This window comes from Akkermansia muciniphila, assembly GCF_018709685.1.
In the GTDB taxonomy this organism is placed as follows: Bacteria; Verrucomicrobiota; Verrucomicrobiia; order Verrucomicrobiales; family Akkermansiaceae; genus Akkermansia; species Akkermansia muciniphila_E.
In genome coordinates, this window is sequence record NZ_JABDHQ010000002.1 from 27,760 (window position 1) to 40,457 (window position 12,698).

The following is a 12,698-nucleotide window of genomic DNA, read 5'->3' on the forward strand; positions in this document are numbered from 1 at the left end:
CCAGATACGGGGCATCTACTACGGCCGCCGGTTCCCGCCAGGGAGCCGGCGGCTTTTTCATGCGCCCGCCTCCGGAACGGAAAAGGCCCGTTTTCCCCCATTTACCGGACAGGTAGGGATTGAAAGAAAAAAACTTTATGGTACCCTGTTGCCCATGTCTGATCTGCCCAAAGCATATGATCCCTCCCTGGTGGAAGAAAAATGGCAATCCCGCTGGATTGAAGAAGGTTGTTTCAAGGCTGACCCGGCTTCTGAAAAGCCTGCCTACTCCATCGTCATTCCCCCTCCCAACGTCACGGGGGTGCTCCACCTGGGCCATGTGCTGAACAACACCATCCAGGACATTCTGGTACGCCGCGCGCGCCAGAAGGGTTATGAAGCCCTATGGCTGCCCGGCACGGACCACGCGGGCATCGCCACCCAGGTGCGGGTGGAAAAAGACCTCAAGCAGACGACGGGCCAGAGCCGCCATGACCTGGGCCGGGAAGCCTTTCTGGAAAAAGTCTGGGAATGGAAGGAAAAGCACGGCGGCATCATCATCAACCAGCTCCACAAGCTGGGCTGTTCCTGTGACTGGGACCGTCAACGCTTCACGATGGATGAGGAATACACCAAAGCCGTCGGGCAGGTCTTCATTGACCTCTTCAGGGAAGGCCTCATCTACCGCGGCCGCCGCATGGTCAACTGGTGCCCCGTTTCCCTTACCGCGCTCTCCGATGAGGAAGTCATCATGACGGAGCAGAAAAGCAAGCTCTACACTATCCTGTACAAGCTGGAAGACGGTTCCGGTGCCCTCCATGTAGCCACGACACGCCCGGAAACCATCATGGCGGACGTAGCCGTGGCCGTGAACCCCAAGGACCCGCGGTACGCCCATCTCATCGGCAAAAACGTCATGCGCCCGCTCAACGCCGCCCCCATTCCCGTCATTGGGGATGAATACGTGGAAATAGAATTCGGCACCGGCGCCCTGAAAATCACTCCGGCCCATGACAAGGCGGACTTTGAAATAGGCCGGAAATTCAATCTGGAGATCATCGACATCCTTACCCCGGACGGCCATGTCAACTGCCCGGAAGTGCCGGAACTGCACGGCATGGACCGCTTTGATGCGCGCCGGAAATCCGTGGAAATGCTGGAAGCCGCCGGTCTCATGGTCAAGATTGAAGACTATGATAACAAGGTGGGCTTCTCCGAACGCGCCAACGTCCCCATTGAACCGCGCCTCTCCATGCAGTGGTTCCTCAAATACCCCTGCGTGAAGGAAGCGGCCGACGCCGTGGCCGGCGGAGACATCACCTTCCGCCCGGCCCGCTGGGCGAAAACCTACGCCCACTGGCTGGAAAACATCCAGGACTGGTGCATCTCCCGCCAGCTCTGGTGGGGCCACCGTATCCCGGTCTGGTACAGGAAGGACAAGGCGGAGGAACTCAGGAACGCTCCGGCCCTGGACGCCTCCGCCCTGGAACAGGGCAGCCTTTACGTAGGAACCGAGCCGCCGGCGGATCCGGAAAACTGGATCCAGGACAGCGACGTCATGGACACGTGGTTCTCCTCCTGGCTGTGGCCCTTCTCCACCATGGATGACGAAACCCGCGCCAAATTCTACCCCACCTCAGACCTCGTCACAGGACCGGACATCATCTTCTTCTGGGTGGCCCGCATGATCATGGCCGGTTACCGCTTCCAGCATGACAAGCCGTTCAGCAACGTCTTCTTCACGTCCATCATCCGCGACAAGATCGGGCGCAAAATGAGCAAATCCCTGGGCAACTCCCCGGACCCGCTGGACCTGATTGCCAACTACGGCGCGGACGGCCTCCGCTTTGGCCTCATGCGCATCGCCCCCACGGGCACGGACGTGCGCTTTGACGAAAGCCAGATCGGCGAAGGCAGGAACTTTGCCAACAAGCTCTACAACGCCACCCGCTTCCGCCTGATGCAGGGCGCGGCGGAGGAAGGAGCGGCACCGCACTACTCCCCCGTGCACATCGCCATCATCTCCAAGCTCAAACAGCTTCATGCGGATGTGGAAAAAGCGCTGGCGGACTATGAATTCAACGCCCTCATCCAGGCCCTGTACCAATTCTTCTGGAACGAATACTGCGACCGCTTCCTGGAAGCCGTCAAGGGCGACCTGAGGGACGGCGCGGACCCCGCCGCGCGGGCGACCACGCTCGCCACCATGGACACGGTGCTCAGGCACTACCTGGCCCTGCTCCATCCCGTCATGCCGCACATCACGGAAGAACTCTGGTCCTCCCTGGGCTTTGCGGACGCCCACGGCGGCCTCCCGCTCATGCGCACCCCCCTTCCCTCCGCAAACACCCTGCTGGCCGGACTGGATGAAAACCGCATCACGCTGGCGAACACCCAGGCAGCCGCCCTCTATGAAACGGCCAACAAGGCGCGCAACCTGAAGGCGGAATATGACCTCTCCAACAACAAAAACGTCAGCTTCATCCTGAAAACCGCGCATGACGTCCCGCAGGACATCCTCTCCCGCCTCTCCATCCTGGCGAATGCTAAATCCGTCACCCGGGACGCGGGCTACGCGGCGCCCAAGGGAACGCCTGCGGCCCTGACGCCGCTGGGAGAACTCTTCCTCCCCCTGGACGGGCTCATTGACGTGGAAGCGGAAAAGGAACGCCTGGGCAAGGAACTGGATAAAATTGCCAGGGAAATCGCCAAATCCTCCGCCAAGCTGGGCAATGCGGGCTTTGTGGAAAGGGCTCCGGTGGAAGTTGTGGAGCAGGAAAAAGCCCGCCTGGCGGATTGGGAAGCAAAACAGGCCCAACTGAAAGGCATGCTTGATTCCCTTTCCTAATCATCTATTCTTCCGGGAATGAATGACCTTCAACAGTACTTTGCCCGCCATGAGCAATTCATTGAATTGCTGGAAGCGGTCGGCATAGGGACTCTTGAACAATTCGCTTCCGTGGATCCCCTCACCGTTTTGCCTGAACTCCATCAGGCAAAACGGATGCTTAAGCTGAACACGGCAATTCCCCCGGCCCCTCTATTCAGGGCATGGGTGGAACAGGCGCTTTCATCCCCCACCGCACCGGAACCGGCAGACCTGCCCGGCGCCCAGGCTCCACTCCCCCTTGCCGTTCCCATTGCGGAACCAGCCACGCCGCCGGCAGCCCCACGGAACCCCGTTCCGGCCCGGGAAAAACGGCAGCGGCCGTCTGACAGCCCTGCAAAACACCTCTCCACCAAGGCGAGGCTTCAGGAAGAACAAAGCTACCAGCCCGCCAAGCCCGCCCATGCTCCTCAGGAGCCGAAAACCTACCTGCGCAAAAAAGGCGTCAGGCACATGACCCCCTTCCGGACGTGGCTGGGGGCGGCCTCCGTTCTTCTGCTCTTCGTCTCCATCCTCTTCTCCGTTGCGGTGACTACCCTGGTGCTCCTCAACGGAGAACGGGGCTGGCAAATCATCAGTCTCTGCTTTGGCCCCCTGTTCCTGGCGCTCATCCTGTACCTCTCCCTGGCCCTTCCCCGGAAATGCAGCGTATGCCGGGCGCACGTTTTCTCCTTTAAAAAGTACACCCGCAACAAGGCGGCGCATTGCCTCCCCCTCTTCGGCTATGTATTTGCCACGGCCCTGCACGTGTTCCTCTTCCGCTGGTTCCGGTGCCCGGCCTGCGGTTCCTCCCAGCAACTGGAAAAAACACGTGCTGAACAGAACAAGCGCTGAGCCTGTTCCCTGTCGCACGCTTTTCCGGGACTGCCCAGACCCCTTCCCGCGCGGAATAACTGCAAGCAGCCTCCTCCCTTCACAGCGCTGCAACAGGCGCCATGAGCGCCAGTTTAACGCCCTCCCTCCGGAGTCTTCTTTTCCGCATCCGTCCTGCCATATCCGGATTCAGAAGCACAGGCTGTCTTTCCGGATACATCTTCAAGCCCTCCAAGGCTTGCGCATTCCTTCCAGAGCAGCACGTGCGGCCTGACGGCAGCCTGCGGCGTGCTCCCGCCTGAAACTCCAGCAACAGGCCAGGCTCTTCAAATCCTTGCGCATGGGGAAAAAACGGAGCAACAAAAAACGCCGTCCTCTTTTTCAGAGGACGGCGTTCCAAAATCCTGAAGTGTCTCAATTAGAGCACTTCCGGAGCAAGGGAAACAATCTTCATGAACTTCTTTTCACGGAGTTCACGGGCGACCGGCCCGAAGATACGGGTGCCGCGCGGGTTGTTGTCCTTGTCGATGATGACGACGGCGTTGCCGTCAAAGCGCAGCACGGAGCCGTCATCACGGCGGATCGGGGCGGCGGTGCGCACCACCACGGCCTTCACCACGGTACCCTTCTTCACGGAAGCGGTCGGAATGGATTCGCGGATGTGGCAGGTAATAATGTCGCCAATGTGGGCCTGACGGGTGCGCTTGCCGATGACGCCAATCATCTTGGCGGAGCGGGCGCCGGTATTGTCGGCCACCTGGACTAGGGATTCCATCTGGATCATGGTATCAAATCTCCTTTATTTAATGGTTGATTCCTGATTAGTGGGTCAGCACTTCCACCAGCTCCCAGCACTTGAGCTTGGAAAGCGGGCGGGTTTCAACGATACGTACCTTATCGCCTACCTTGGCCGTGGAGTTTTCGTCATGGGCGTAGAACTTCTTGCTCTTCTTGACGATCTTCTTGAACTTGGGGTGCGGAACGCGGGCAACGTATTCCACAACGATGGTCTTGTCCATCTTGGTGGAGGTCACCACGCCGATGCGCGTCTTGCGAAGGCCGGGCTTCTTGGTTGTTTCGGTTTGTTCGGACATTGGATTCTAAAAGTGTTAGAATGTTCTGTTGTTACCGGAAATCCTCAGCTTACGCTTCCCCGGTTTCACCCTTAATGGTAAGGGCACGGGCAAGGTCCTTGCGGACAGTGCGGATTCTCTGGTTGTTTTCCAGCTGGCCGGTGGCCTGCTGGAGACGGAGATTGAAGAGTTCTTCACGAAGGCTGCGCACCAGAGCGGAAAGCTCCTTGGCGGACATAGCACGAAGTTCTTTGGGAGAGTTCTTGTCGGACATGGTGATGAGTAGCTTTAGTGTTGAACGCCTTGACGGTAGACAAAGCGGGTAGGCACGCCCAGCTTGTTGGAAGCCAGACGAAGGGCTTCACGGGCCTGGGATTCGGTCACGCCGCCAACTTCAAACAGAATGTTGCCGGGGCGGACAACGGCCACCCAGCCTTCCACGGCGCCCTTGCCCTTACCCATACGGGTATCCGGGGGACGGGACGTGAAGGACTTCTGCGGGAAAATGCGGATGAACACCTTACCTTTACGTTTCAGGTAACGGTTGATCGCAATACGGCAGGCTTCAATCTGGTTGTTGGTGATCCAACCGCGGTCGAGCACCTGAAGGCCGAAGTCACCAAAGGCAACATAGGTACCGCTCGTGGCATTGCCGGAACGGCTGCCGCGGTGCATCTTGCGGTGCTTCACTCTTTTGGGCATTAAAGGCATATCTTATTCCTCCTTGTGTTAAGTGTGATGAACAATGTGATGGCGGCTTGATTAGGCACGCGGACGGCGGGGACCGCGGGGGCCGGACGGGCGGGAGTTCTGCTGGTTGTTGACGACTTCATCGCGCTTGTTGACCCAGCACTTCACGCCAATGATGCCGTAAAGGGTGCGGGCTTCGGCGAAACCGTAGTCAATCGGGGTGCGGAGCGTCTGCAACGGCACTTTGCCTTCGCGGTACCATTCGGCACGGGCGATGTCGGCGCCGCCGAGACGGCCGGCGCAGCGGATGCGGATGCCGTCGGCTCCACGTTCCATGGCTACCTGCACGGCACGCTTCATGGCGCGGCGGAAGGAAACGCGGCGTTCCAGCTGAACGGCCACGTTTTCAGCAATGAGCTGGGCGTCCGTTTCAGGGGAGCGGATTTCCACAATGTCAATGTTGACCTGGGTGGAAGCGCCGCACAGGCCCTGGAGGTACTGGCGGATCTTTTCAATTTCTTCACCCTTGCGGCCGATGACAAGACCCGGACGGGCGGTGTGGACGGTAATGCGGACGCTGTTCCAGGCGCGTTCAATCACGATGCTGGAGACGGCGGCGGACATCAACTGTTCCTTGATGTACTTGCGCATCACCAAGTCTTCATGCAGCTTGGTGGCGTAATCCTGGCCCGTGGCGTACCACTTGGAGCGCCAGTCCTTGTTGACGGCGAGGCGGAACCCGATTGGATTTACTTTCTGACCCATGATATTAGTTCAGCTATATGTGTGTTAGATTGGTATGGCCTAGCCTTCTTGATCGGCCAGGATAACGGTGATATGGGATGTGCGCTTGCGGATCATGTTGGCGGATCCACGGGCGCGGGGCATCGTACGGCGCATGGTGGGGCCTTCATCGACCATGACGGATTTGACCACCAGCGTATCAACGGACAGTTCCGCATTGTTTTCGGCATTGGCCAAAGCGGACTTGAGCGTCTTATTCAGCAGGTAGGCACCCTTCTTGGGGGTGTAGGACAGGATGTCGGTCGCCTGGGAGACGGACAAGCCTTGGATTTCTTGAGCAATATCGCGCATCTTCTTGGCAGAGATGCGGGCGTATTTGTAAACAGCTTTCACTTCCATGGGTTTTTCCTCGTAGTGCAGGTTATTGATGAAGATGATTTAGTCGTTGGTTTTTACTGAGGCAGAATCTCCGACGCGCACCGGATCGGCTGGCGCCACAAGTTTCTGAACAAGCGCGCCACACACTTCCTTGCGGACGTCCGTGACCACGGCTTCTCCGATGGTTTGCGCTCCCCGGGTCACCTGTACAGGCATCCCGACTTGCATCCCCGCCGTCTTGCCGGCGTTCAGCACCACCACTCCGGATTCGGAGTCAATGCTGAGCACCTTGGCTTCCGCCAGGGTTCCCGCGCCATCTCGCACGGGCTGTTGCCTGTATCCCAGAACGGAGTCCAGCAGGCGCAGGGAGCTTTCCACCGCGGTCCTGGAGTTTGCATCCTCGGATATGGCTTGTTTCATGTAGGCGAGGATGGCTCCGGAGAGCTTGACGGACGCCTGTTCCAACCGCTGGATGCGGTCATTGAGAACTTCGATGTCTGCCACCGCCTGAATCAGGCGCTCCTCACTATTACCTAGCGCTGCGCCTCCCAAAGCTTCCAGCCGGGAACGGATGTCCACCAGCTGGGCGGCCGCCTTGTCGGCGTCGCTGCGGGCCTGGACATAAGATGCCTTAAGGGCCGCATTCTGCTTTTCGAGACGCTCGATTCTGCGCGTCAGTGCCGCCGTATCCTCTTCCGCTCCCTGCAGCATTCCGCCCAGCCCCACAAGGGTGGTGAGGGAGTACGCAAGGATGGAAGAAGAGTTCGACATGTTGATTGTTAACTTACTGATTACTTCTTACCGATACCGCCGTGCTGTTTGAAGACACGAGTCGGGGCAAATTCACCAAGCTTGTGGCCTACCATGTTTTCCGTGACGTACACGGTGGCAAAGTTCTTGCCGGCGTGCACCAGGAAGGTCAGACCGACGAAGTCAGGCGTAATCATGGATGCGCGGCTCCAGGTCTTGATCGGCTTGCGGTCACCGGATTCAAGCTGAGCGTCAACCTTGGTGAGAAGCTTCTGACTGACAAAAGGGCCTTTTTTGAGAGAACGTCCCATGTTATATGATCCTAGTTAAAGTTATTGTGTATTGGTTACTTGGCGTTGCGGCGCTGTACGATGACGGAGTCGCTGGGCTTGCGGAGACGGCGGGTCTTCTGGCCCTTGACGTGACCCCACGGGGACTTGAGGTGCTGGCGGCCACCACCGGACTTGGACTTACCTTCACCACCACCGTTCGGGTGGTCGACGGGGTTCATCGTCATACCGCGCACGGTGGGACGAACGCCCATCCAGCGGGTGCGGCCGGCCTTGCCGGACATTTCGTTCATGTGCTGGGTATTGCCTACCTGACCGATGGTGCAGTAGCAATCCTCATTGAAACGGCGGATTTCACCGGAGGGCATCTTGATCAGGGCATAGCCGGCTTCACGGTTGGAAACGATGGCCTGCTGACCGGCTGCGCGGGCAACCTTGCCGCCGGAACCCGGACGGATTTCAATGTTGTGAACGGAGGTACCCAGGGGAACGTTCTTCAGGGGCATGGCATTGCCTACCTTGGGAGCAACCTTCTGGCCGCTTTCCACCTTCATGCCCACCTGGAGACCCGTGGGGGCCAGGATGTAGGACTTTTCACCGTCCTTGTATTCAATTAGGGCGATGCGGCAGGTGCGGTTGGGATCGTATTCAATCGTAAGCACGGTGGCGGGCACGTCAAACTTGTTGCGCTTGAAGTCCACCAGGCGGTACTTGCGCTTGTGGCCACCGCCGATGTGGCGGGTGGTGATGCGGCCGTTGTTGTTGCGGCCGCCGGATTTTTTGAGGGGTCTGCAGAGACTCTTTTCCGGGGTGGAGGTGGTGATTTCGTCAAAGGACGGCCACACCTTGTAGCGGTTAGAGGGAGTAACTGGCTTGAATGACTTGAGGGACATGATAGCTTTCCTTCCTAATAGGGGGCGTTAAACGAGGTCAAGGGTTTCACCGTTGGCAAGCTTGATGTAAGCTTTTTTCCAATGGGCGGTGCGACCTGCATCAGCGCGGCGCTGACGCTTGAGCTTGCCGTCATAGTTGGCGGTGCGCACGGAAGCGACCTTCTTGCCGAAAGCAACTTCGACAGCCTTTTTGATTTCGATTTTGTTGGCGTCACGGTCAACTTCAAGGACCAGCTCACCAGTGGTTTCCTGGAGCATGGTGGCCTTTTCGCTGATGCGCACCTTCTTGATGACTTGGTAAATGTCTTTCATGGCTTCTTAAGCAGTACGGCTGGCGAGGGTTTCTAAAGCGTTGTCAACGAGGATCACTGCACCAGCGTTCATGAGCTGTTCAATGTTCACTTCTGCGGCGGTCATCAGGAGGACTTCCTGAACGTTGCGGCCGGCAAGATAGGTGGATTCGTCAAAGGAGGCAGCCACGATGAGCACCTTCTTGGCGTCCGTCAGTTCCTTGACGGCCTTGATGAAGGACTTGGTCTTGCCGTCGGCCACGGAGAATTCGGAAACGGTGCTGACCTTGGAACCGGCGATCAGGTCACCCAGAACGCGGCGCAGGGCCAGGCGGCGGGTGCTCTTGTTCACCTTCTTGGTGTAGTCGCAGGGGCGGGGACCGAAGACCACGCCGCCGCCCACAAAGATGGGGGCGCGCTTGTCGCCGTGGCGGGCGTTACCGGTGCCCTTCTGGCGGAAGATCTTCTTGTTGTTGCCGCTGACTTCAGCGCGGGTCTTGGAGTTGGCGGAACCCGTACGGCGGTTTGCCTGGTAAGCCACGATGAGGTCATGCACGGCCTGGGAGCCCTTGTCACTGCCAGCGAGCTGGATGTTGGCGGCAGCGGCGGCTTCTAATGTAAAGGTATTTGCGGACATAGATAGGTTTTCCTATAATCAATGTGAGGTTAACTAAAGCCTACTTCTTCTTGGCGGGGCGGATCACGAGGTAGGAACCGCGTGCACCGGGAACAGCGCCGGAGATAAGAATGACGTTGTCTTCCGGACGAACGGCCACAACCTTCAGGTTCTGTACTGTGCGCCTGGCATTGCCCATCTGTCCGGGCATTTTCTGGTTCTTCCAGACGCGGCCGGGGGTGGAGCAGCCACCCACACCACCGGTACGGCGGTGCATCATGGAACCGTGCGCGGCGGGAGAGCCGTGGAAGTTGTGGCGGCGCATCGCGCCCTGGAAGCCCTTGCCCTTGGAAGTGCCGATCACGTCAACCCACTGGCCGGCGGAAAAGAGGTCCACGCCGGGATCTTCTGCGCCTTCGGCAGGCAGTTCGGAAGCTTCCACGCGGAATTCCTTGAGGAGCTTGGTGGGCTGGATGCCCAGTTTTTTGAAGTGGCCGGCCTGAGGCTTGGCCACGCGGCTTTCCTTCTGCGCATCAAAGGCAACCTGGATAGCGTTGTAGCCATCCTTGTCTTCCGTTTTGATCTGGGCGAAGGTGTTGCCCTTGACGTCGATGACGGTCACGGGCACCATAGCGCCGGATTCCTGGTCAAACAGGCGGGTCATGCCGACCTTTTTTCCGATAAGTCCTAGAGCCATTGTAGTGTGTCTTTCTGTTTTTTAATTACTTATCCGGGTACCAAACTAGATGCGGATCGTGATGTCCACACCGGCCGGGAGATTGAGCTTCTTGAGCTCATCAATCGTGCGGGCGGTCGGATCGACGATGTCGAGCAGGCGCTTGTGGGTGCGGATTTCAAATTGTTCAGCCGACTTTTTGTTGACGTGAACGGAACGGTTCACGGAGAATTTCTCAATGCGGGTCGGTAACGGGATCGGGCCGTGAACTTTGGCTCCGGTGCGCTTGGCGGTTTCAACGATCTCCAGGGAGGAGCGGTCGATGGCGCGAGAGTCAAATGCGCGGAGTCGAATGCGGATTTTTGGACTTTGCATGGACGTGCGGTCTATTGGTTATACTTCAAAGGTTTGTTTTTATTTAGCCCTGTCGCTGACGATCTGGTCAACGAGGTTCTGAGGCACCTGTTCAAAGTGGGAGGGCTCCATGGAGTAGGAGGCGCGGCCACTGGAGAGGGTACGGATAGCGGTGGAGTAACCGAACATTTCGGACAAGGGAACCATGGCCTTCAGGATACAGGCGTTAGCCTTGTTTTCCATGTTGCTGATCTGGCCGCGGCGGCGGTTCAGGTCACCCATGATGTCGCCCTGGTAGTCGGTCGGGGTAGAGGCTTCCACGGACATGATGGGTTCCAGCATGATGGGCTTGGCCTTCTTGAAGGCGTCCTTCATGGCGAAGATGGCGGCCATCTTGAACGCGTTTTCGTTGGAGTCCACTTCGTGATAGGAACCGTCCACCACTTCAACGTGTACGTCTACTACCGGATAACCGGCGATGACGCCCGTGGTCATGGCTTCATTGAGACCGGCGAAAACGGCGTTCATGTATTCCTTCGGAATGGCGCCACCCACGATCTTGTTCTCAATGGTGAGGCCCTTGCCGCGTTCGTTCGGCTTCACGTCGATCACCACATGGCCATACTGGCCGCGGCCGCCGGACTGCTTGACCAGCTTGCCGTCGCCGTGGGCGGGGGCGGTGATGGTTTCGCGGTAGGCGATCTGGGGCTTGCCGATGTCGGCTTCCACCTTGAATTCGCGCATCAGGCGGTCAATGATGATTTCCAGGTGAAGTTCACCCATGCCGGAGATCAGGGTCTGGCCGGTTTCTTCATCCGTCTTCACGCGGAAGGTCGGGTCTTCTTCAGACAGACGGCCCAGAGCGTTGGACATTTTTTCCTGGTCAGCCTTGGTCTTGGGTTCCACGGCCATGGAAATAACGGTTTCCGGGAAAGTGGGGGGTTCCAGGCAGATGTCGTTGTCCGGGCTGGTGATGGTGTCGCCCGTGGTCACGTTGCGGAGGCCTACGATGGCGGCGATGTCACCGGAGTACACGGCGTCAACGTCCGTGTGCTGGTTAGCCTGGATCTGAATGATGCGGCCCACGCGTTCCGACTTGCGGGTGCGGGGATTGTATACCGTGTCACCTTTCTTGAGCACACCGGAGTAAACGCGGATGAACACCAGCTTGCCGACGAACTTGTCAGCCCAGAGCTTGAATGCCAGCACCATGGGCTTGGCATCGTCCGTAGCGGTGATCTCAAAGGTTTCTTCCGAGTCCAGCGTGCTTTCAGCGTGGGCGGGAACGGTTTCCACCGGAGAGGGGAGGTAATCCACCACGGCATCAAGCAGGAACTGGACGCCCTTGTTTTTGAAAGCGGAACCGCCTGCAACGGGGATGAACTTGTTGGCGATGGTGGCGCGGCGGATAGCCTGCTTGAGTTCCTTGGCGGTGAAGGGTTCTTCCATGAGAACCTTTTCAGCCAGTTCATCGTCCACGTCAGCCACGCGGCTCACCAGGTCATGGTAGGCCAGTTCGGCTTCGTCCTTGAGTTCGGCGGGGATTTCTTCAATCGTGTAGGTGGAGCCCAGACGGTCGTTGTCGGCATAGATGACAGCCTTCTGGTTCACCACGTCAATCTGGCCGCGGAGCTGGTCTTCGGAGCCGATGGGGATCAGGATGGCGGCGGCGTTTGCACCCAGCTTGTTGTGGATGTCGTCCAGAACGTTGTTGAAGTTGGCGCCGGTGCGGTCCATCTTGTTCACAAAGCACATGCGGGGAACGCTGTACTTGGTGGCCTGGCGCCACACGGTTTCCGTCTGGGGCTGTACGCCGGCCACACCGCAGAATACCACGATGGCGCCGTCAAGCACACGGAGGGAACGTTCCACTTCAGCGGTGAAGTCAACGTGCCCGGGGGTGTCAATAATGTTCAGCTGGAAGTTTTCGCCTTCGAACACTTTGCTGATACCTTCATTCTGAAGCTGCTTCCAGTTGGTGGTAACGGCGGCAGAGGTGATGGTGATACCGCGTTCGCGTTCCTGCTCCATCCAGTCCGTGGTGGCGGAACCTTCGTGGGTTTCACCGATCTTGTGAATCATGCCGGTGTAGAAAAGAATACGCTCGGACAAAGTGGTTTTGCCGGCGTCAATGTGAGCGGAGATACCGATGTTGCGGTAGCGCTCAAGGGGAGCCTTGCGATTGGGATTGTTTACGTGATCGGACATAGTGTCTGGAAAGTATCTGTAATGATCGAAAGTGAATGGTTCGGCTGACGCTCGCGG

General features: G+C 58.3%; 16 protein-coding genes. 2 read left to right on the forward strand and 14 right to left on the reverse strand.

Annotated features, from left to right (window positions below; all coding sequences use genetic code 11):
• The first annotated feature begins 154 nt into the window (after positions 1-154).
• Complete coding sequence (locus tag HHJ06_RS01610; protein WP_215427058.1) at positions 155-2,827, forward strand: valine--tRNA ligase; 2,673 nt, start codon at positions 155-157, stop codon at positions 2,825-2,827.
• Positions 2,828-2,845: 18 nt separating this feature from the next.
• Positions 2,846-3,700: a hypothetical protein gene (locus HHJ06_RS01615; protein WP_215427059.1), complete on the forward strand. Its 855-nt coding sequence runs from the start codon at positions 2,846-2,848 to the stop codon at positions 3,698-3,700.
• A gap of 397 nt (positions 3,701-4,097) precedes the next feature.
• On the opposite strand, the gene rplN is transcribed toward HHJ06_RS01615, so the two are convergent.
• From rplN to fusA, 14 genes are read right to left on the reverse strand one after another with little or no spacing between them, the layout of a single operon-like run.
• A complete protein-coding gene (rplN, locus tag HHJ06_RS01620) occupies positions 4,098-4,463 on the reverse strand; it encodes a 50S ribosomal protein L14 (RefSeq protein WP_012419350.1) in 366 nt (121 codons plus the stop codon).
• Positions 4,464-4,500: 37 nt separating this feature from the next.
• Positions 4,501-4,773: a 30S ribosomal protein S17 gene (rpsQ, locus tag HHJ06_RS01625; protein ID WP_102712302.1), complete on the reverse strand. Its 273-nt coding sequence runs from the start codon at positions 4,771-4,773 to the stop codon at positions 4,501-4,503.
• A 49-nt stretch (positions 4,774-4,822) separates the two neighbouring features.
• Positions 4,823-5,026 carry a 50S ribosomal protein L29 gene (gene rpmC / locus HHJ06_RS01630; RefSeq protein ID WP_022397797.1) on the reverse strand — a complete coding sequence of 68 codons (204 nt, stop codon included), beginning with the start codon at positions 5,024-5,026 and terminating at the stop codon, positions 4,823-4,825.
• 14 nt (positions 5,027-5,040) lie between these two features.
• A complete protein-coding gene (gene rplP, locus HHJ06_RS01635; RefSeq protein WP_022397796.1) occupies positions 5,041-5,463 on the reverse strand; it encodes a 50S ribosomal protein L16 in 423 nt (140 codons plus the stop codon).
• 51 nt (positions 5,464-5,514) lie between these two features.
• Entirely contained in the window at positions 5,515-6,207 is a 693-nt protein-coding gene (gene rpsC / locus HHJ06_RS01640) for a 30S ribosomal protein S3 (RefSeq protein WP_215427060.1), read from the reverse strand.
• Between the two features lie 39 nt (positions 6,208-6,246).
• Positions 6,247-6,585 carry a 50S ribosomal protein L22 gene (gene rplV / locus HHJ06_RS01645; protein ID WP_102712300.1) on the reverse strand — a complete coding sequence of 113 codons (339 nt, stop codon included), beginning with the start codon at positions 6,583-6,585 and terminating at the stop codon, positions 6,247-6,249.
• Between the two features lie 39 nt (positions 6,586-6,624).
• Positions 6,625-7,335: a hypothetical protein gene (locus HHJ06_RS01650; RefSeq protein WP_215427061.1), complete on the reverse strand. Its 711-nt coding sequence runs from the start codon at positions 7,333-7,335 to the stop codon at positions 6,625-6,627.
• A gap of 20 nt (positions 7,336-7,355) precedes the next feature.
• Complete coding sequence (gene rpsS, locus HHJ06_RS01655) at positions 7,356-7,625, reverse strand: 30S ribosomal protein S19 (RefSeq protein ID WP_102712296.1); 270 nt, start codon at positions 7,623-7,625, stop codon at positions 7,356-7,358.
• 35 nt (positions 7,626-7,660) lie between these two features.
• The gene (rplB, locus tag HHJ06_RS01660; RefSeq protein WP_012419358.1) at positions 7,661-8,497 is read right to left on the reverse strand and encodes a 50S ribosomal protein L2; all 837 of its coding nucleotides are present in this window, start codon (positions 8,495-8,497) and stop codon (positions 7,661-7,663) included.
• A gap of 27 nt (positions 8,498-8,524) precedes the next feature.
• Positions 8,525-8,809: a 50S ribosomal protein L23 gene (gene rplW, locus HHJ06_RS01665; protein ID WP_022397790.1), complete on the reverse strand. Its 285-nt coding sequence runs from the start codon at positions 8,807-8,809 to the stop codon at positions 8,525-8,527.
• Positions 8,810-8,815: 6 nt separating this feature from the next.
• On the reverse strand, positions 8,816-9,424 hold the full coding sequence (gene rplD, locus HHJ06_RS01670; RefSeq protein WP_215427062.1) for a 50S ribosomal protein L4: 609 nt from the start codon (positions 9,422-9,424) through the stop codon (positions 8,816-8,818).
• A gap of 40 nt (positions 9,425-9,464) precedes the next feature.
• A complete protein-coding gene (rplC, locus tag HHJ06_RS01675; RefSeq protein ID WP_067570855.1) occupies positions 9,465-10,100 on the reverse strand; it encodes a 50S ribosomal protein L3 in 636 nt (211 codons plus the stop codon).
• Between the two features lie 45 nt (positions 10,101-10,145).
• Positions 10,146-10,454, reverse strand: coding sequence for a 30S ribosomal protein S10 (gene rpsJ, locus HHJ06_RS01680; RefSeq protein WP_102712292.1), 309 nt, complete (start codon positions 10,452-10,454; stop codon positions 10,146-10,148).
• A 39-nt stretch (positions 10,455-10,493) separates the two neighbouring features.
• Positions 10,494-12,641 carry an elongation factor G gene (fusA, locus tag HHJ06_RS01685; protein ID WP_215427063.1) on the reverse strand — a complete coding sequence of 716 codons (2,148 nt, stop codon included), beginning with the start codon at positions 12,639-12,641 and terminating at the stop codon, positions 10,494-10,496.
• Positions 12,642-12,698 lie beyond the last annotated feature (57 nt).

Coding starts and splice junctions, on each gene's coding strand:
- rplV (WP_102712300.1), bottom strand. CDS start 6,585: ATGGAAGTGAAAGCTGTTTACAAATACGCCCGCATCTCTGCCAAGAAG.
- HHJ06_RS01615 (WP_215427059.1), top strand. CDS start 2,846: ATGAATGACCTTCAACAGTACTTTGCCCGCCATGAGCAATTCATTGAA.
- rplC (WP_067570855.1), bottom strand. CDS start 10,100: ATGGCTCTAGGACTTATCGGAAAAAAGGTCGGCATGACCCGCCTGTTT.
- rplW (WP_022397790.1), bottom strand. CDS start 8,809: ATGAAAGACATTTACCAAGTCATCAAGAAGGTGCGCATCAGCGAAAAG.
- fusA (WP_215427063.1), bottom strand. CDS start 12,641: ATGTCCGATCACGTAAACAATCCCAATCGCAAGGCTCCCCTTGAGCGC.
- rplP (WP_022397796.1), bottom strand. CDS start 5,463: ATGCCTTTAATGCCCAAAAGAGTGAAGCACCGCAAGATGCACCGCGGC.
- rpsS (WP_102712296.1), bottom strand. CDS start 7,625: ATGGGACGTTCTCTCAAAAAAGGCCCTTTTGTCAGTCAGAAGCTTCTC.
- rpsC (WP_215427060.1), bottom strand. CDS start 6,207: ATGGGTCAGAAAGTAAATCCAATCGGGTTCCGCCTCGCCGTCAACAAG.
- HHJ06_RS01650 (WP_215427061.1), bottom strand. CDS start 7,335: ATGTCGAACTCTTCTTCCATCCTTGCGTACTCCCTCACCACCCTTGTG.
- rpsQ (WP_102712302.1), bottom strand. CDS start 4,773: ATGTCCGAACAAACCGAAACAACCAAGAAGCCCGGCCTTCGCAAGACG.
- rplN (WP_012419350.1), bottom strand. CDS start 4,463: ATGATCCAGATGGAATCCCTAGTCCAGGTGGCCGACAATACCGGCGCC.
- rpsJ (WP_102712292.1), bottom strand. CDS start 10,454: ATGCAAAGTCCAAAAATCCGCATTCGACTCCGCGCATTTGACTCTCGC.
- HHJ06_RS01610 (WP_215427058.1), top strand. CDS start 155: ATGTCTGATCTGCCCAAAGCATATGATCCCTCCCTGGTGGAAGAAAAA.
- rpmC (WP_022397797.1), bottom strand. CDS start 5,026: ATGTCCGACAAGAACTCTCCCAAAGAACTTCGTGCTATGTCCGCCAAG.
- rplD (WP_215427062.1), bottom strand. CDS start 9,424: ATGTCCGCAAATACCTTTACATTAGAAGCCGCCGCTGCCGCCAACATC.
- rplB (WP_012419358.1), bottom strand. CDS start 8,497: ATGTCCCTCAAGTCATTCAAGCCAGTTACTCCCTCTAACCGCTACAAG.